Source organism: Actinomadura sp. KC06 (assembly GCF_004348735.1).
GTDB lineage: Bacteria > Actinomycetota > Actinomycetes > Streptosporangiales > Streptosporangiaceae > Spirillospora.
Genome location: NZ_SMKT01000098.1, coordinates 1 through 18,459, shown reverse-complemented (window position 1 = coordinate 18,459; position 18,459 = coordinate 1). Strand labels below are relative to the sequence as shown.

The window sequence follows — 18,459 nt, the reverse complement described above, 5'->3', positions numbered from 1 at the left end:
GTCCGATGGAGGGGCGTCACCGGGCTCGCCTCGAACCGCAGCACGCGCACCTGGACCTCGCCGCAGGCGCAGCGGGTGTAGGTCACCACGCCCTCGGACGTCAGGTGGCGCGAGAGCACCTCGTACGCCTCGGACTCGGGCCAGCCACAGCGTGGGCATTCCTCCACCGCGCACATCCCCGTGGAAGTGGGTAAGGGTTGTAACTAGTATGTCGTTTACAGCATGGCATGCCACCGGAGGCCACGGCAATGCGGATCACTGGATACAAGAGCCACGGGGTGGCCGCGGCGGCGGCGCTGGTCAACGCCGTCACCAGCACCGGCGGTGACGACTCCGCGGACGCGCTGCGCCGGATCCTGCGCGACAACGAGTTCTTCTGGCGGCAGTTCAGGGACGGCGACGCCGACGACTTCCGCGCCTGGGGCCGGACGCTGCGGCCGTTCTTCGAGGCCGCGAGCGTCGAGGACGCGATGGCCCTGCTGAACGGGCTGCTGCTGCAGGTCCCGATGCACCCGCACCTCGCCGACCACGAGCCGCACGGCCTGCACATGCACTACGCGCCGCCGTCGTCCCGGCTCCCGGACCGGTTCCGCGCGACGACGCTGATGAACCTCGCCGAGCTGATCGTCGAGCACGGGCTCACCCGGACGGGTGTCTGCGCGGCGGACGGCTGCGACCGCGTGTACGCCGACACGTCCCGGGCGGGGCGGCGCCGGTTCTGCTCGGAGTCCTGCGCCAACCGGACGAACGTCGCCGCCTTCCGCGCCCGCCGCCGCACGTGATCGTCCGCGGGTGACCTATCTCGCTTTCAGCGGCTTTACCGCAACATTGCCGGCCTGCGGGAAGGACACCGGGCATGTCGTTCGCGTTCCTGCGCCGGGTGCCGAGGTCCGACGTCCACCGGATCGCCCGGCTGACGATCACCGCCGTGGCGGCGTACGTGCTGGCCCTGGCGGTGCTGCCGGAGGGCGGGCCGAAGCCGCTGCTGTCGCCGCTGACCGCGCTGCTCGTCGTCCAGTTCTCCGTCTACCAGACGATCAGGGCGGGCATCCTGCGGGTCGCCGCCGTCACCTCCGGGGTGCTGGTCGCGGTGATGGCCGCGAGCACCATCGGGTTCTCCTGGTGGACGCTCGGCCTGACGATCCTCGCCGCGCTCGTGATCGGGCACGTGCTGCGGCTGCGCGAGCACGTCCTGGAGGCGCCGATCTCCGCGATGCTGATCTTCGCGCTGGGCGCGGCCAGCGAGACCGGTGCCGCCGAACGGGTCCTGGAGACGCTGATCGGCGCCGCCACCGGCCTGGCCGCGACGCTGCTGGCGCCGTCGGTGCGGATCCGCCCGGCGGAGGAGGCCGTCCAGGACGTCACCGAGAAGCTCCGCGGCCTGGTCGAGGAGATCGCGGACGGGCTGCGCGGCGAGCGGACGGCGCACGAGGCGGCCCGCTGGCAGGACGACGCCGAGCGGCTCGCCCGCGAGATCGGCCGCGCCGACCAGGAGCTCGGCGCGGCGGAGGAGAGCGTCCGGCTGAACCCGCGCACGCGGGCGCGACGGCTGATCGACGCCGGGGTCGCGCTGCGCAACGCGATGGAGACGATGGAGCACTTCACGCTGTCGCTGCGCGGCCTGACCCGCGCGCTCGCCGACGACGAGCGGCTCGGGGAGCGGGGCCGGCTGCTGACCGACGGGGCGCTGCGCCGCGAGCTCGGCGACGCCCTCGCGGGGATCGCCGCCAGCGTCGCCGCCTACGGGCGGCTGGCCCGCTCCGACCTGGCCCGCGACGCGCGGCCGTTCCTCGCCGAGCACGACCTCGAGGTCCGGGTGGACGTCGCCCGCGAGCGCCGCGCGAGGCTCGCCCGCAGGCTGCACGAGCGGGCCGTGGCCGGGGACCCGTGGCCGCTGTACGGGGAGGTGTCCATGGACGTCGACCGGCTCATCGAGAACCTGCGCGTCGAGCACCGGACCCGTGCCCGCGAGCACTGGCGGCGGCACCGCGGCGCGTCCCGGCATCTGCCCGCGCGTCCCGTCCAGGCCGTGCAGCGGGCGGGGCATCAGCTCCGCCGGGCCGCCGGTTCCGCCGCGGACGCGGCCGAGCGGAACGCCCGCGCTTCCGGCGAGCAGTACTGGCGGCGGCGTCCGGGCGGACGCCCCTGACCTCGCGAGGCCGGCGGCGGCGAGGCGGGCGGCAGAAGGCAGAGGCCCGTCCCTGAGGGTTGCCCCTGGGGGTCAGGAACGGGCCTCTGCGCGGATGGACCGTCAGCTGGGGCCGGTCAGCGGAAGGTCGGCTCCAGGACGTCGACGCCGCGCGTGTTGTCGGCGACGTACACGTACTTGCCGTGCCAGTACGGCTGCCAGGACGAGGCGTCCGCCGGGCGATAGTAGGCGACCTGCTTCGGGTTCGTCGGGTCGCGCACGTCCAGGAATCGGGTGCCCTGCGCGTAGAACGACTGGACGAGGATGCCGTCGCGGACGTCGAGGTAGTGCGCCGAGCAGTCCAGGCTCTTCGGGTCGCTGCCCTCCTTGCCGGCGACGCCCCACGTGCCGACGGTGCGCAGGCGGAACGGGTCCTGCGGGGTGGAGCGCCAGCCCTCACCGCGGTAGGAGCCCTCCAGCGACGCGATGACGAGCAGCCCGTCGTTGGCGCAGCCGTCGCCGAAGGTCTCCTCGGTGACGTAGATCAGCTTGCCGTTGCCCCACCTGCGCGGATCGGCGGCCTGGTTCCGGGTCCGCCCGGTGGCGCGGTAGCTGTTGTGCATGAACGTGGAGTTGATGGTGGCCTCGTCCAGGCCGCCGCCCGCGTACGGGACGGGGTCGTACGCCGTTGCCCGGCGCCACTTCTTCGCCACCGGGTCGTAGTGCCGGCCGGACGTGTGGTACCCGCGGACGCCGCCGCGCCCGGACGCCCACGCGACCCCGTCGGAGTCGACCTGGATGTCGTGCGTGTAGTCGGTCTTCCCGTCGTTGCGGCCGGTGTCGATCGGCTTCTCGAACACCTTCGGCTTGGCCGGGTTCCGGACGTCGGTGACCCACACGGGCCGCCCGCCCCAGTCGGCGGGCATCCAGTCCGCCTTCGCGGGCCCGCCCGTCCAGAGGTACTTGCAGTCGTTGACGCAAGTGGTGGTGTGCCCGGCCGGGACCTTCACGTAGGTGATGTGCCGCAGGTTCTCCGGCTTGGACGCGTCCACGACGTAGATGCCGGACTCGCCCGTCTTCGTGTCCCCGCCGAACGCGCGCGGGTCACGCGACAAGTAGATGATCTTGCGTTCGGGGTCGAAGTCGGTGTCCTCGGTCTCCCACATGCCGGGCATGTTCAGCTGCCCGACCAGCTTGGGCGAGCGGGGGTCGGCGGACACGTCGTAGGCCTTCAGCCCGAACTCGCCGGTCGCGTACATGATCGTCCGCTTGTGCCGGCCGCGGCCGTAGTCGATGAACATCAGCGAGATGGCGCCCTTGGCGTCGGTCACCCCGCCGACGCGCCGCACGCCCTTGATCGCCTCGGACTCCGTGCTCGCCGCGGGCGCCCGGTGGTAGTGCCCGGCGTGGCGTCCGCCGCCGGTGCCCTCGCCCTCGGACGCGGCCCGCGTGCTCTGTGCGCCTGGCGGCTCGGGCGGGCACGCCCAGGCGGTCCCGGCCATCAGCGCCGCGGCCGTCGCGGCCGCGGCGCCGCCTTGCAGCAGGCGCCGGACGGAAACGGATGTGCGGGGAGACATCGCACCTCCAAGGGAGAGATCATCCAGGCGCCAGTGTGAACGAGGCGGGAACGTTGATCAACAGGCGCGCGGATCACGAAATGGACTCAGCACCGTAAGGACTGGTCGGACCTGTCGTCCTGCCGTACCCTCGCGCTCGTCCCCGCCCTGGCTCCCGGGAGAGGCATTGAAGAGCTCCACCCGCACCGCCGCCCTGGTCACCGGGGCGGTGGTGGTCCTGCTGGCCCCGATCGCGGCGCTCCGGGCGGCGAGCGGCCCGGACGACCCGCGGATCTCCGTCGGCGCGGCCGCCCCGGCGACGCTGCTGCCCGGCGACGTCCGCGACACCGCCGGCCGCATGATCGCGAACGCGGTCTGGACGGGCCTGGTCTCTTACGACCCGAAGACCGGCGCGCCCGCGAACGCCGCCGCCGAGTCGATCACCAGCCCGGACCGGAAGGCATGGACGATCCGGCTCCGCCCCGGCGCGACGTTCCAGGACGGGACGCCCGTCACGTCCCGCTCCTTCACCGGCGCCTGGACGGCCGTCCTGCGCGAGGGCTGGGCCGGGGCGCGGCTGTTCACCGACGTCGCCCGCGTCAAGGGCGCCGAGCGGGGCGCGACCGAGATCCCGGGCCTCAAGGTCAAGGACGACCGGACGTTCGAGGTGACGCTCGACCGTCCGCTGGCCGGGTTTCCGGCGCTGCTCGGCGACCCCGCGTTCTTCCCGATGCCCGAAAAGGTCCTGACCTCGCGGGACTGGGCGTCCTACGGCCGCGCGCCCGTGGGCAACGGCCCGTTCCGGCTGACGTCGAAGAGCGCGCGGGAGATCGTCCTGGCACCCGTGAAGGGCGGGCGATCGGTCGTCGTGAAGCAGATGCCGGACGCGCGCACGCAGTACGCCGCCGCCGAGGCCGGCGACCTCGACGTCGCCACGCAGGTCCCGCCCGAGCGGCACGAGTCGATGGACGCCGACTTCGGCGGCCGCCACCGCGCCGTCCCCGGACGGGAGGTGACCTACCTGGCGTTCCCGGGGTGGGAGGAGCGGCTCGCGTCCCCGACCGTCCGGCACGCGCTGTCCATGGCGATCGACCGTTCCGCCGTGACCGAGGGGCCGCTCGGCCACCAGTACACGCCCGCGGACGCGCTCGTCGCGCCCGGCATCCTCCCGGGTCACCGCGAGGGGCAGTGCCGCCTGTGCCTCCACGACTCGAAGGCCGCCGTCTCCGCGCTGGCCGACGCGGGCGGCCTCACCGGGCCGGTGAACCTCTGGTACGAGGCGAACCGGGGCGATGACGCGTGGGTGCGGACGGTCGCCGACCAGCTCCGCAAGGAGCTCAAGCTCGACGCGCGCCCGCACCCCGTGACCGGCCTCGCCAAGGCCCTGGGCGACCGCGAGGTGGACGGCCCGTTCGTCGTCCGCACCACCGCCGCCTACCCCGCGCCCGTCGCCGCGCTCGCGCCGCTTCTGGACGCCGGAACCGGCTTCGACGACGACTACGCCACCGGCCTGGTCGCCGAGGCGGAGCGCGCGACCAGCCCGGACGAGGGCGTGATCCCGGCGCGTCTCGCCGAGAGCGCCATGTTGCGGGACATGCCGGCGATGCCGCTGTGGTCCCGCCACGACCACCTGGTGTGGTCGGAACGCGTCCGCGGCGTCACCGCCGGGGCCTTCACCGGCCTCCGCCTCACGGCCCTGTCCGTCAAGGAATGACGGTCGCGACCTCATCGGTGGGCTCCACGGCCTTGCCGGTGGCCGGCGAGATCATGCCGGGGCACAGCGCGCGGCTCCGCAGGTTCTCCATGATCGCGGGGATGGCCTCGATGGTCGCGTCGTAGCCGTCGTGCATGAGGACGATCTCGCCGCTCTGCACGGTGACGGCCTCCTCCACGATCTCCTCGGCGGACTTGCCGCTCCAGTCCCGGGTGTCGACGTCCCAGAGGATCTCGGCCATGCCGAGCCCCCGCGCGATCTCCTTGACCGTGTCGTTGGTGTTCCCGTACGGGGGCCGGAACAGCACCGGCGCCGTCCCGGTGATCTCCTCCAGCAGGACCTGGGTCCGTGCGAGCTCGGACTTGATCCCGTCGTCCGGCAGCTTCGTCAGCTGCGGATGCGACCAGCTGTGGTTGGCGATCCACATGCCGGCCTCCTTCTCGGCGACGACCAGCTCCTCGTTCTTCTCCGCCTTCTCGCCGATGTTGAACAAAGTGGCCCGGACGCCGTTCTCCCGCAACGCGGAAAGGAGCCGGGCGGTGTGCTCCGGGGTGGGGCCGTCGTCGAAGGTCAGGCCCACATAACCCGCTCTGCATTTCCGGTCGTCGGCGGCGCGGGCGGGGGCGGCGGCCGCGGCGACCGCGAGTCCGGCCGCGAGAACGGCCGTCAGGGCGAGGAGGAGGATGTGCGGGAGCGGCGCGTGGCCGCGGGGCGCGGGAGCATGTGTGATCATGTCTGCATTTTGGAAATGCTTCCGAAACACCTGTCAATACTTTCTCGACAGTGGCCCCGAACTGAAATTTCAGTAGCCGCTGAAAATGGCGCTACCGCTGGGACAGGCGGTGGGCGAGGGCGGTGTGGCGGCGGCCCGCGCCGGCGGTGCGGACGGCGGCGGCGAGCGCCCGGCGCGACCCGACGAGGACGACGAGCTTCTTCGCACGGGTGATCCCCGTGTAGAGGAGGTTGCGGCGCAGCATCATCCACGCGCCGGTGGTGAGCGGGATGACGACGGCCGGGTACTCGCTGCCCTGCGAGCGGTGGATCGTGATCGCGTAGGCGTGGGCGAGCTCGTCCAGCTCGTCGAAGGCGTAGCCGACGCTCTCGTCCTCGTCGGTCACGACGGTCAGCGACTGCTCTTCGAGGGACACCGACGTCACGACGCCGACGGTGCCGTTGAAGACGCCCGCCTCGCCCTTGTCGTAGTTGTTGCGGAGCTGGGTGACCTTGTCGCCGACGCGGAAGACGCGTCCGCCGTAGCGGCGTTCGGGGCGCGCGTCGTCGTGCGGGGTGAGGGCCTCCTGCAGCCGCGCGTTCAGCTCCCCGGCCCCGGCGGCGCCCCGGTGCATCGGCGTGAGGACCTGAACGTCGCGGCGCGGGTCGAGGCCGAACTTGCGCGGGACGCGGTTGGCGACGACGTCCACGGTCAGCTCGGCCGCCTCGTCCTGCTCCTCGCACGGGAACAGGAAGAAGTCGGGGTAGCCGTGCGTCTGCGGATGGTCGCCCGCGTTGACGCGGTGCGCGTTGACGACGATGCCGGACCGCTGCGCCTGCCGGAAGATCTTCGTGAGCCGGACGCGCGGGATCGCCTCGGCGCCGAGCAGGTCGGCGAGCACCTCGCCCGCGCCGACGGACGGGAGCTGGTCGACGTCCCCGACGAGCAGCAGGTGCGCGCCGCGCGGGATCGCCTTGACCAGCTTGTTCGCCAGGATCAGGTCGACCATCGAGGACTCGTCGACGACGACCAGGTCAGCGTCCAGGGGGTTGTCCTGGTCGAACTTGGGGTCGCCGCCGGGCTGGAGCTGCAGGAGCCGGTGGACGGTCGCGGCCTCGTGCCCGGTCAGCTCGGCGAGCCGCTTGGCGGCCCGCCCGGTCGGCGCCACCAGGACGATCTTCGCCTTCTTCGCGGCGGCCAGCTCCACCACCGACCGGACGGTGAAGCTCTTGCCGCAGCCGGGCCCGCCGGTCAGCACCGACACCTTCGACGTCAGCGCGAGCTTGACCGCCTCCTGCTGCTCGGGGGCAAGGTCCTGGCCGGTGCGCTGCCTCAGCCACGGCAGCGCCTTGCCCCAGTCGACGTCGGCGAACGCCTTGAGTCTGTCGGTCGGGGCGTCGAGCAGCTCCAGCAGGCCGCGGGCGAGGGAGCGTTCGGCCCGGTGGAACGGCACCAGGTACACGGCGGGGATCGTCGCGGCGTCCTCGCCCTCGCCGGGGATCGGCTCCCGGACGACGCCCTCGTCGCGGGCCAGCTCGTCCAGCGCCGGGACGATCAGCTCCCGCCCGACGCCGAGGATCTTCTCCGCGGCCGTGACGAGGTTCGGCTCCGGCAGGAAGCAGTGGCCGTCGTCCGCGGCCTCCGACAGCGTGTACTGCAGGCCCGCCTTGATCCGCTCGGGGCTGTCGTGCGGGATGCCGACGGCCTGCGCGATCGTGTCGGCCGTCTTGAACCCGATGCCCCACACGTCCGACGCGAGCTGGTACGGCTGCTTGCGGACGGTGTCGATCGACTCGTCGCCGTACTGCTTGTAGATCCGGACGGCCAGGGACGTCGACACCCCGACGCCCTGCAGGAAGACCATCACCTCCTTGATGGCCTTCTGCTCCTCCCACGCCTCGCCGATCCGCTTCGTCCGCTTGGGCCCGAGGCCCTGGACCTCGGCGAGCCGCTCCGGCTCCTCCTCGATGATCCGCAGGATGTCGGTGCCGAAGTGGCCGACCATCCGGTCGGCCATCACCGGCCCGATCCCCTTGATCATGCCGGAGCCGAGGTAGCGGCGGATGCCCTGGATCGTCGCCGGCAGGACGGTCGTGTACGACTCGACCTCGAACTGCTTGCCGTACTTGGGGTGCGAGCGCCACCGTCCGACCAGGCGCAGGCTCTCCCCCACCTGCGCGCCGAGGAGCGCGCCCACGACCGTCAGCAGATCGCCGCCGCTCTTCGCGGTCGCGACGCGCGCGACGGTGTAGCCGGTGTCCTCGTTGGCGTACGTGATCCTTTCCAAGACCGCGTCAAGATCCACCGGACGCGGCGCGCCGTCGGGCGTCGGGGAGGTCGGCACGATCACCATGATGGCCTGTCCCGACCACCCGCCCACGACATCGTGGCCGGATCCGGCAGTCGTCCTAGATCTTCCGGTGATCGCGACGTACGTTCCGGGCGCACCCCGTACGGCGCACTGAGAGGTAACACTGGTGTTCAGCTCCCGAACCCAGGCGCTGGCGGCGCTGACCGCCCCCGCCGTGTCGCTCGCGCTCATCCTGTCCGCGGCCCCCGCCGCCGCGGCACCGCCCTCCTCCGACGAGAAACGACCGATCCCCGGCTTCACCGACGAGAACTCCCGATGGCAGCGGCAGTACGAGAAGCTGTTCGGCTCCGTCCCGTCCGCGAAGGTGGCCCGCGCGCTGGACGCCGAACTGGCCGCCGAGCCGGGCCTCGCGACCACGACCGGCGACTGGCGCCGCGTCCAGCGCATCGCCGCGCATTTCAAGTCGTACGGGCTGCAGCCCGAGATCACGACGTACTACGCCTACCTGTCCATGCCGGAGCGTGTGAAGGTCGAGATGACCGCGCCGGACCGGCGGACGCTCCCCGTCAAGGAGAAGAAGCGGCCCTGGCAGAAGCACTTCGACAAGGTGATCCCGGGGCACAACGGGATGTCTCCGTCCGGGAACGTCAAGGGCGAGGTCGTGTACGCCAACTACGGGCGGCCGGAGGACTTCGAGCTGCTGGAGAAGCAGGGCGTCTCCGTCGAGGGGAAGATCGTCCTCACCCGGTACGGGGCGGTGTTCCGCGGGGTCAAGCCGCGCGAGGCCGCCAAGCGGGGCGCGAAGGGCGTCCTCATCTACTCCGACCCCGCCGACGACGGCTTCACCAAGGGCGAGGTGTACCCGGACGGGCCGTGGCGCGCCCCGGACGGAATCCAGCGCGGCAGCGTCGCGCAGATCCAGCTCGCCGCCGGCGACCCGCAGACGCCCGGCTGGCCCGCCGTGAAGGGCGCGCACCGGATCCCGCCGTCCGAGGCGCCCATGTTGAAGGGCCTCATCCCGACGACGCCGATCTCCTACGGCGCGGCGGAGCCGCTGCTGCGGGCGCTGACGGGCCCGAAGGTGCCGAAGGAGTGGCAGGGCGGCCTGCCGTTCGACTACCGCTTCGGGCCCGGCGGGACGAAGGTCCACCTCGACCTCAAGAACAAGTTCGAGGTGCGTCCGCTGTGGAACGTCACCGTGCGCATCCCAGGCAGCGAGCACCCGCAGCAGGAGGTCATCCTGGGCGCGCACCACGACTCGTGGGCGTACGGGAGCAGCGACAACCTGTCCGGGACGGAGAACGTGCTCCAGGTCGGACGCGCTCTGGGGAAACTGCTGAAGGAGGGATGGCGCCCCAAGCGCACCATCGTCCTGGCCACCTGGGACGGTGAGGAGTACGGCCTGTTCGGCTCCACCGAGTACGCCGAGGAGCGGGCCAGGCAGCTCCGCAACGCCGTCGCCTACGTGAACATGGACGGCGCCAGCGGCTCGCAGTTCGGCGCGTCGACGACGCCCGCGCTGGACCAGTCCGTCATCGACGCGTCCAAGCAGGTGCGCTGGCCCGGCACGGACGGGACGCTGCACGAGGCGTGGAAGGCGCAGAACGACGGGAAGACGCCGATCAGCCGCATCGGCGGCGGCTCCGACTTCCAGGCGTTCTTCCAGCGGTACGGCGTGCCCGCGATGGACATCGGCTCCGAATCGCCGGGCGACGACGGCAACTACCACTGCTCGTGCGACGACTTCTACTGGATGTCGCGTTTCGGCGACCCGACCTGGCAGTACCACGCGGCGATGTCGCGGCTGGCGGGCATCGCGACGCTGCGGCTGGCGAACGCCGACGTCGTCGCGCTCCGCTACCGTCCGTACGCCGAGGAGACCGCCCGGTACCTCGCCGACTTCACCGAGGAGCAGCGCGAGCGGCTCGGCTCCGTCGTCGTGGACGTGTCCCGCGACATCGAGCAGGCCAAGGCGTGGCAGCGGGCGGCGGAGGCGCTGCGGGCGCGGGCGGACGAGGCGCTCCGCGACGGCGACACCGCCGCGTTCCGCCGCCTCAACGACCGGATCATGCAGGCCGAACGCGACCTGCTGACCGAGGCCGGGCTGCCGGGACGTCCCTGGTACCGGCACCAGATGTACGCGCCCGGCATGGACACCGGCTACGCCACGCAGCGGCTGCCCGCGCTCTACGACACGCTGTTCCTCGACCGCGACGTCAGCGCCGCGAAGGAGTACGAGGCGCGGCTGTTCCGCAGCCTGCGCGCCGCCACCCGCACCCTAGAGCCGCGAGGAGACGGCTGACGGGTTCGCGCCCGCCGAGCCCGGGGTCGCGCCCGCCGAGGTCGCGCCCGCCGCGACCTCCAGCACGCCCGTCTCGGTGACCAGCGCGGTCACGAGGCGGGCGGGCGTGACGTCGAACGCGGGATTGAACGCCCCAACCCCGGCCGGGGCGGTCCTCGCGCCGCCCCAGGCCAGGACCTCCTCGGCGGGACGCTCCTCGATCGGGATCGCGGCCCCGTCCGGGACGGCGAGGTCGACGGTGCTCCACGGCGCGGCCACGACCAGCGGGATCCCGGCCGCCGCGCACGCCAGCGCGACCCCGACCGAGCCGATCTTGTTGGCGGTGTCGCCGTTGGCGGCGATCCGGTCCGCGCCGATGACGGCGACGTCCGCGAGGCCGCGCAGGATCGTGCTCGGCGCCGCGGCGTCCGCCTGGACGACGCACGGGATCCCGGCCTGGTCGAGCTCCCACGCGGTGAGCCGCGCGCCCTGCAGCAGCGGGCGCGTCTCGTCCGCGTAGACGGTCTCGACGCGGCCGCGCCCGTGCAGCTCCCGGACGACGCCGAGCGCCGTGCCCCATCCGGCCGTCGCGAGCGCGCCCGCGTTGCAGTGCGTGAGGACGCGGAGCGGCCGGTCGCCGACCCGGCCGAGGATCCAGTCGGCGCCGAAGGCCCCGATGGCGCGGTTGCCGCGGACGTCCTCGTCCAGGAGCGCCTGCGCCTCCGCCGCGACGGCGTCGGCGCCCTTGCCGATGAACGGCAGCACGCGGTCGACGCCGGCGGCCAGGTTCACCGCCGTCGGGCGGGCCTCGCGGACGCGGGCGATCGCCGCGTCGCGCCGGGCGCCGTCCCAGCCCTCGCGGGCGGCCTGCCGGACGGCGATCGCGACGCCGAACGCGCCCGCCACGCCCAGCGCGGGCGCGCCGCGCACGACGAGCCGGCGGATCGCGTCCACGAGCGCGTCCACGTCGCGGACGGTCGCGTACTCGACGCGCGCGGGCAGGAGCGTCTGGTCCAGCAGCCGGAGCCCGTCGCCCGTCCACTCGATGGTCCGCACGTCGCCGGTCATACCGCCCATGATGCCCGCAAAACTCCGGAAAGCCCTATGCCGTCGCGCTTTCCGCGTCCTGGCGGCCCTCCCGGCTCCGCTCTGTGACCTGCGACAACTTGACACAAGTCGAACTTGTGTTCGAGATTGGTCGCAGGCGCCGAGAGGAGGGACGACCGTGCCGGAGGCCGCGCTGCGGGAGCTGGAGACGGCGCTGGAGGCGGCACCCCGGGACTCGGTCCCCGTGCTGCCCGCGCTGCGTCCCATGCTGCCCGGCGGCGGGCTGCGGCCCGGCTCCGCCGTCGGGCTCGGCGGGCCCGGCGCCGCGTCGCTCGGCCTCGCGCTCGTCGCGGGCGTCTCCCGGCACGGCGGGGCGGACGGCGCGGGCGGCTGGTGCGCGGTCGTCGGCGTCCCGGGCTTCGGCGTCGCCGCCGCCGCCGGCATGGGCGCGGCCCCCGAGCGCCTCCTCCTCGTCGACGACCCCGGCGACCGGTGGCCGGACGTGGTCGCCGCCCTCGCCGAGGCCGTCGACCTGATCCTGCTGTGCCCGCCTGAGCGTCCGGGCGCGGCGGCCGTCCGCCGGCTGTCCGCGCTGGCCCGCAAACACGGCTGCGTCCTGACGCTGACCGGCGCGTTCGCGCACGACTGGCCCGGCGCCCGGCTCCGCCTCCGGCTGGACGACGCCGCCTGGGAGGGCCTCGCCGCCGGGCACGGACGGCTGACCGGCCGCCGCGTCGAGATCGTCGCCGAGGGCCGCGACGCGCCTGGTCCGGGCCGCCGCGCCCGCCTCTGGCTGCCCGCCGCCGACGGCACGGTCACGCCCGACGAGACCGTCCGGCCGCCGCTGGAACTCGTCCCGCCGCCCGCGGACGAAAGGGCGATCGCATGACCCGGGTCCTGGTCGTCTGGTGTCCGGACTGGCCCGCGACGGCGGTCGGCGTGGACGCCGCCACCGCCGGGGCCGTGGTCGTCCAGGGGCAGGTCGCGGCGTGCACGGCGGCGGCGCGGGCCGAGGGCGTCCGGCGCGGGCAGCGGCTCCGGGACGCCCAGCGGCGCTGCCCCGAACTCGTGGTCCGCGAACGCGACCCCGACGCGGAGGGACGCCTCTTCGAGACGGTCGTGGAGGCGGTCGCGGCGCTCACGCCCAGGGTGGAGGTGGTGCGGCCGGGGCTGTGCGCGATCCCGGCGCGCGGCCCGGCCCGGTTCTACGGGGGCGAGGAGGCGCTGCGCGTGCTCGTCCAGGACGCGGTCGTCGAGGCCGGGCACGACTGCGGCTCCGGCGTCGCGGACGGGCTGTTCGCGGCGGAGCTGGCCGCCCGCGCCGGGCAGGGCGGCGTGGTCGTGCCGGAGGGCGGCGCGGCGGCGTTCCTCGCGCCGTATCCGCTGTCCGTCCTCGACCGGCCGGAGCTGGCCGACCTGCTGCGGCGGCTCGGGATCAAGACGCTCGGCGACTTCGCGGCGCTGCCGTCCGGGCACGTCGCGGGCCGGTTCGGCACGGACGGCGCGCTCGCGCACCGGATGGCCAGGGGCGAGGAGCCGCGCCCGCTCGCGCCGGTCAAGGGCACGGAGGACCTCACCGTCCGCGGCGACTTCGATCCGCCCGCCGAGCAGTCCGAGCGGGTGGTGTTCGCGGCCAAGCGGCTCGCGGGCGAGCTGCACGAGACGCTGGCGGCGAGCGGGCTGGCGTGCGTCCGGCTGGAGGTCGCGGCCGGGTTCGCGGACGGCCGCGTGCTGCGGCGCCTGTGGCGGCACGACGGCCTGTCGGCGCTGGCCGTGGCCGAGCGGGTGCGCTGGCAGCTGTCCGCCTGGCAAGGCGGTGATTCCGAGGACGTGTGGGGCGGCGTGACGTGGCTGGAACTGGCGCCCGACCAGCTCGTCCCGGACGAAGGAAGGCAGGAGGGGTTGTGGGGCCGGACGTCCGTCACCGACCGGATCGCGCGGGCCGCCGACCGCATCCAGGCGCTGCTCGGTCATCACGGGATCACGCGCCCGGTGCTGGTCGGCGGGCGCGGGCCGGGCGAGCGGGTCGTCCGCGTCCCGATCGGTGACCTGCCGCCCGGCGGCCTTCCCGAGGGCCCGTGGCCCGGACGGGTGACGGGTCCCGCGCCCGCGGTCGTCCCCGCGGCGCCGCCCGACGTCGAGCTGGTCGACGCCGCCGGGGAGCCGGTGGTGGTGTCGGCGCGCTGCGAGGTGTCCGCGCCGCCCGCCGTGCTGGCGCTGCGGGGCAGTCCCGCCGCGATCACGGGGTGGACGGGCCCGTGGCCCGCCGACGAGCGGTGGTGGGACGCCGACCGCGCACGCCGCCGCGCCCGCTTCCAGGTCACCACGGACGACGGCGCCGCCTACCTCCTCGCCGTCGAGGGCGGCCGCTGGCACATCGAGGGCGTCTATGACTAACTGGCACAACCCGCCGATCTCGTGGCGGGAGTTCGAGGAGCGGCTGTCGTGGCGTCCGTCCGAGCCGCAGAAGCCGGAGGAGCCGTTCGAGCCGTCGGCCGTCCCCAAGCTCGCCGAGACGGACGTGGCGTGGGCCGAACTGCACTGCCACTCGTCGTTCAGCTTCCTGGACGGGGCCAGCGACCCGGCCTCGCTCGTGGAGGAGGCGGCGCGGCTCGGCGTGGAGACGATGGCGATCACCGACCACGACGGCATGTACGGGGCGGTGCAGTTCGCGCAGGCCGCGAGCGGCTCCGGGATCGGGACGGTGTTCGGCGCGGAGCTGAGCCTGGGCCTGCCGGGCCCGCGGACCGGCGAGCCCGACCCGGCCGGACGGCACCTGCTGGTGCTCGCGCGCGGTGCCCCCGGATACGCGCGGCTCTGCTCGGCGATCACGGCCGCGCAGCTCGCGGGCGGGCGGAAGGGCCGTCCCGTCTACGACCTGGAGGCGCTGGCCGATGCGCACGGCGGGCACTGGGCGGTGCTGACCGGCTGCCGGAAGGGGCCCGTCCCGGCGGCGCTGGAGTCGGGCGGCCCGGACGCGGCCGGGCGGGAGCTGCGGAACCTCATCGCGATGTTCGGGCGCGAGAACGTGTTCGCCGAGCTCATCGACCACGACCAGCCCGACGACGACCACCGCAACGACGTCCTGTTCGACCTTGCCCAGCGCGTCGGGGTCGACGTCGTCGCGTCCAACAACGTGCATTTCGCGGCGCCCGGAGCGGACGCGCGGCTGGCGCAGGCGATGGCCGCCGTCCGGGCCCGCCGCAGCCTGGACGACATGGTGGGCTGGCTCCCGGCGAGCGGCACCGCGCACATCCGCAGCGGCGCGGAGATGGCGAGGCGGCTGGCGCGGTTCCCCGGCGTCCGGGAGCGGACGGTCGCGCTCGCCAAGGAATGCCTGTTCGACTTCGACGTCGTCGCGCCCCGCCTGCCTGACTGGCCCGTCCCGGATGGGCACACCGAGGCAAGCTGGCTGCGGCACCTCGTCGCCGAGGGCGCGCTGAAACGGTACGGGCCGCCGGAGCAGGAGAAGGTGTCGGGCGCGTACGAGCAGATCGCCAAGGAGCTGGACGTCATCGAGCAGCTCCGCTTCCCCGGCTACTTCCTGATCGTCCACGACATCGTGGAGTTCTGCCGCCGCGAAGGCATCCTGTGCCAGGGACGGGGGTCGGCGGCCAACTCGGCGGTCTGCTACGCGCTCGGCATCACGGGCGTCGACGCCGTCCGGCACGGGCTGCTGTTCGAGCGGTTCCTGTCCCCCGGACGCGACGGCCCGCCCGACATCGACCTCGACATCGAGCACCGCCGCCGCGAGGAGGCCATCCAGTACGTGTACGGCAAGTACGGGCGGGAGTGCACGGCGCAGGTCGCGAACGTCATCAGCTACCGGCCGCGCATGGCCGTCCGGGACGCGGCCCGCGCGCTCGGCTTCTCCCCCGGCCAGCAGGATGCCTGGTCGAAGGGCATCGACCCGCGCGACCCGGTCGGCTCGGAGTCCGACATCCCCGGCCCGGTGCTGGAGCTGGCGGACCGGATGCAGCGGCTCCCCCGGCACCTCGGCATCCACTCCGGCGGCATGGTGATCGCGGACCGTCCCGTCGGGGAGATCTGCCCGATCGAGTGGGCCACGATGCCGAACCGCAGCGTCCTGCAGTGGGACAAGGACGACTGCGCCGCGGCAGGGCTGGTGAAGTTCGACCTGCTCGGCCTCGGCATGCTCGCCGCGCTGCACGACTGCTTCGACCTGGTCGACGAGCACCACGGCCGCCGGTACGACCTCCAGTCGATCCCGCCGGAGGACGACCTGGTGTACGACATGCTGTGCGACGCCGACACGGTCGGGGTGTTCCAGGTCGAGTCGCGGGCGCAGATGGCGACGCTGCCGCGGCTGAAGCCCCGCGAGTTCTACGACCTGGTGGTGGAGGTGGCGCTGATCAGGCCGGGGCCGATCCAGGGCGGGTCCGTCCACCCGTACCTGCGGCGCCGCAAGGGGCTGGAACCGGCCCGCTGCCCGCACCCGCTGATGGAGCCGGCGCTGTCGCGGACGCTCGGCGTCCCGCTGTTCCAGGAGCAGATGATGCAGCTCGCCGTCGACTGCGCCGGGTTCACGCCCGCCGAGTCCGACCAGCTCCGCCAGGCGATGGGCGCCAAACGCGCGCCGGAGCGCGTCGAGCGGCTGAAGGCGCGCCTGCTGGACGGCATGGCCGAGCGCGGCATCCCCGCCGACATCGCCGAGAGCGTGTACGAGAAGATCCTCGGCTTCACCGGGTTCGGGTTCCCGGAGTCCCACGCGCAGAGCTTCGCGCATCTGGTGTACGCGAGCTCCTGGCTGAAGCGCCACTACCCGGCCGCGTTCACCGCCGCGCTGGTGCGGAACCAGCCGATGGGCTTCTACTCCCCGCAGAGCCTCCTGGCCGACGCGCGGCGGCACGGCGTCGTGGTCAGGGGCGTGGACATCAACGCCAGCGACGTCCACCCGACGCTGGAGGAGACCGTGGAGGTCGACTCCGAGCACCCGCACGCGCCGTCCGAGCCGCAGCCCGCGATCAGGCTCGGCTTCGCCGGGATCCGCAACCTGGGCGACGGGCCCGCGGAGGCGATCGCGGCGGGACGCCCCTACACGAGCATGGAGGACCTCGCGCGGCGCGTCCCGCTGTCGTCGGGGGCGCTGGAGGCGCTCGCGACGGCGGGCGCGTTCGACCGCTTCGGGCTGTCGCGGCGGGAGGCGCTGTGGGCGGCGGGCGCACTCGCCGGATCCGGCCCCGGGCAGCTGGAGGGCGTGACGCCGGGCGCGTCCGCCCCGCCGCTGCCCGCGATGACGCCGATCGAGGAGACGCTCGCCGACCTGTGGGCGACCGGCGTGTCCCACACCCATCCGGTCGCGCACGTCCGGGAGGCCCTCGACGAGCTGGGCGCGCTGTCGTCCACCCGCCTCGCCGGGACGCCGGGCGAGACGAACGTCGTCGTCGCCGGGCTCGTCACGCACCGGCAGCGGCCCCCGACCGCGGGCGGCATCGTCTTCATGACCCTGGAGGACGAGACGGGCATCATCAACGTGGTGTGCCCGCCGCAGGTGTTCCAGCGGCACCGCGGCCTCGCCGTCGACTCGCAGGCGCTGCTGGTCAGCGGCCGGCTGGAGCGCGCGGACGGCGTCGCGAACGTCCGCGCGACCCGGCTGCGGCGGCTCCCTGTACCCGGTCGCGTCCGCGCCCGCAACTTCCACTGACGCCCGCCGCGGCGCGACGCGCTAGAACCTTGCCCCGTCCTCTGTCATCGTATGGATCGTTGGGGCCGCGTGCCGCCGTGTGTGCGGTCGCCAGGACGCGGCTCATGGGGGCGGAAGGTGATCTCCATGGACGCGACCTCCCTGCGTGAGCTGCGCCCGGACGACCCCACGCGGATCGGCCGGTACCGCATCGAGGCCAAGCTCGGCGAGGGCGGGATGGGCGCGGTGTACCTCGGCCGCGACCCGCAGGAGCGGCTCGTCGCGGTCAAGGTCGTGCGGTCGGCGCTGGCCGGCGACCGGACGTTCCTCGCCCGCTTCCACGACGAGGCCGCCAACGCGCAGCGCGTCGCGTCGTTCTGCACCGCGCAGGTCCTGGAGCACGGCGAGGACCTCGGCCTCGCCTACATGGTCACCGAGTACATCGACGGCCCGTCCCTGCTCGACCATGTCGCCGAGAAGGGCGCGCTGTCGCCCGGCATGCTGCACGGCGTCGCGGTCGGGGTCGCCGCGGCGCTGGTCGCGATCCACAGCGCCGGGCTGGTGCACCGCGACCTCAAGCCGAGCAACGTGATGCTGTCCATCTCCGGCCCCCGCGTGATCGACTTCGGGATCGCCCGGGCGCTGGACATGGCGTCGTCCCACACCCGCACCGGCCAGGTCGTCGGCACCCCGGGCTGGATCGCGCCCGAGCAGGTCACGACGCAGAACATCACCCCGGCGGTGGACGTGTTCGCCTGGGGCTGCCTCGTCGCGTACGCGGCGAGCGGCCGGAACCCGTTCGGTCAGGGCTCGTTCCAGATCCTGGCGGCCCGCGCCGTGCACGCCGAACCGGAGATCGGCGACCTCCCGGAGTCGCTGGCCGGGCTCGTCCGGTCGGCGCTGCGCAAGGACCCCGCGCGGCGGCCGAGCGCCCGCGACCTGCTGCTCGCCCTGGTCGGCGGCGCGGGCGAGGCGGCCGTGACGTCCGAACTCGGCCAGACGTGGTCGGCGCCGCCCGCCGGAGACCCGAACGCCACGTCCCGGGACGCGACCGCCCCGTCCCCGG

12 protein-coding genes are annotated in these 18,459 nt (G+C 73.8%); 8 read left to right on the top strand and 4 right to left on the bottom strand.

The annotated features are described in order from the left end of the window. Positions 1-248 precede the first annotated feature (248 nt). A complete protein-coding gene (locus E1287_RS45830; RefSeq protein WP_243719476.1) occupies positions 249-782 on the top strand; it encodes a CGNR zinc finger domain-containing protein in 534 nt (177 codons plus the stop codon). A gap of 74 nt (positions 783-856) precedes the next feature. Next, positions 857-2,149: an aromatic acid exporter family protein gene (locus tag E1287_RS27555; RefSeq protein WP_131967988.1), complete on the top strand. Its 1,293-nt coding sequence runs from the start codon at positions 857-859 to the stop codon at positions 2,147-2,149. 116 nt (positions 2,150-2,265) lie between these two features. Here the strand turns inward: E1287_RS27555 and E1287_RS27550 are convergent, their stop codons facing one another. Continuing rightward, a complete protein-coding gene (locus tag E1287_RS27550; RefSeq protein ID WP_131967987.1) occupies positions 2,266-3,705 on the bottom strand; it encodes a hypothetical protein in 1,440 nt (479 codons plus the stop codon). Between the two features lie 166 nt (positions 3,706-3,871). On the opposite strand from E1287_RS27550, the gene E1287_RS27545 reads away from it, so the two are divergent. Beyond that, positions 3,872-5,398 carry an ABC transporter substrate-binding protein gene (locus E1287_RS27545; protein ID WP_131967986.1) on the top strand — a complete coding sequence of 509 codons (1,527 nt, stop codon included), beginning with the start codon at positions 3,872-3,874 and terminating at the stop codon, positions 5,396-5,398. On the opposite strand, the gene E1287_RS27540 is transcribed toward E1287_RS27545, so the two are convergent. Together E1287_RS27540 and E1287_RS27535 are read right to left on the bottom strand one after the other, a co-directional pair. Beyond that, the gene (locus E1287_RS27540) at positions 5,388-6,131 is read right to left on the bottom strand and encodes a polysaccharide deacetylase family protein (RefSeq protein WP_131967985.1); all 744 of its coding nucleotides are present in this window, start codon (positions 6,129-6,131) and stop codon (positions 5,388-5,390) included. The two genes, E1287_RS27545 and E1287_RS27540, sit on opposite strands and share 11 nt — an antisense overlap. Before the next feature lie 91 nt (positions 6,132-6,222). Then, a complete protein-coding gene (locus E1287_RS27535) occupies positions 6,223-8,454 on the bottom strand; it encodes an ATP-dependent RecD-like DNA helicase (protein ID WP_243719475.1) in 2,232 nt (743 codons plus the stop codon). 133 nt (positions 8,455-8,587) lie between these two features. Between E1287_RS27535 and E1287_RS27530 the strand changes: the two genes are divergently transcribed. Further along, positions 8,588-10,723, top strand: coding sequence for a M28 family peptidase (locus E1287_RS27530; protein ID WP_131967983.1), 2,136 nt, complete (start codon positions 8,588-8,590; stop codon positions 10,721-10,723). Here the strand turns inward: E1287_RS27530 and mtnA are convergent. Next, a complete protein-coding gene (gene mtnA / locus E1287_RS27525) occupies positions 10,700-11,770 on the bottom strand; it encodes an S-methyl-5-thioribose-1-phosphate isomerase (RefSeq protein WP_131967982.1) in 1,071 nt (356 codons plus the stop codon). The two genes, E1287_RS27530 and mtnA, sit on opposite strands and share 24 nt — an antisense overlap. Positions 11,771-11,927: 157 nt before the next feature. Between mtnA and E1287_RS27520 the strand changes: the two genes are divergently transcribed. The 4 genes from E1287_RS27520 to E1287_RS27505 form a co-directional block, all read left to right on the top strand. Beyond that, positions 11,928-12,638 carry a hypothetical protein gene (locus tag E1287_RS27520; protein ID WP_243719474.1) on the top strand — a complete coding sequence of 237 codons (711 nt, stop codon included), beginning with the start codon at positions 11,928-11,930 and terminating at the stop codon, positions 12,636-12,638. Beyond that, the gene (locus E1287_RS27515; RefSeq protein WP_131967981.1) at positions 12,635-14,146 is read left to right on the top strand and encodes a DNA polymerase Y family protein; all 1,512 of its coding nucleotides are present in this window, start codon (positions 12,635-12,637) and stop codon (positions 14,144-14,146) included. The genes E1287_RS27520 and E1287_RS27515 overlap by 4 nt, the downstream gene beginning before the upstream one ends. Further along, a complete protein-coding gene (locus tag E1287_RS27510) occupies positions 14,139-17,414 on the top strand; it encodes an error-prone DNA polymerase (protein ID WP_131967980.1) in 3,276 nt (1,091 codons plus the stop codon). The genes E1287_RS27515 and E1287_RS27510 overlap by 8 nt, the downstream gene beginning before the upstream one ends. Before the next feature lie 126 nt (positions 17,415-17,540). After that, the coding region (locus tag E1287_RS27505) for a serine/threonine-protein kinase (protein WP_131967979.1) at positions 17,541-18,459 on the top strand (919 nt) is incomplete at its 3' end.

Bases quoted from the DNA above. Each gene is read 5' to 3' on its own strand.
- E1287_RS45830 (WP_243719476.1), top strand. From the start codon at position 249: ATGCGGATCACTGGATACAAGAGCCACGGGGTGGCCGCGGCGGCGGCG.
- mtnA (WP_131967982.1), bottom strand. From the start codon at position 11,770: ATGACCGGCGACGTGCGGACCATCGAGTGGACGGGCGACGGGCTCCGG.
- E1287_RS27555 (WP_131967988.1), top strand. From the start codon at position 857: ATGTCGTTCGCGTTCCTGCGCCGGGTGCCGAGGTCCGACGTCCACCGG.
- E1287_RS27540 (WP_131967985.1), bottom strand. From the start codon at position 6,131: ATGATCACACATGCTCCCGCGCCCCGCGGCCACGCGCCGCTCCCGCAC.
- E1287_RS27510 (WP_131967980.1), top strand. From the start codon at position 14,139: ATGACTAACTGGCACAACCCGCCGATCTCGTGGCGGGAGTTCGAGGAG.
- E1287_RS27515 (WP_131967981.1), top strand. From the start codon at position 12,635: ATGACCCGGGTCCTGGTCGTCTGGTGTCCGGACTGGCCCGCGACGGCG.
- E1287_RS27550 (WP_131967987.1), bottom strand. From the start codon at position 3,705: ATGTCTCCCCGCACATCCGTTTCCGTCCGGCGCCTGCTGCAAGGCGGC.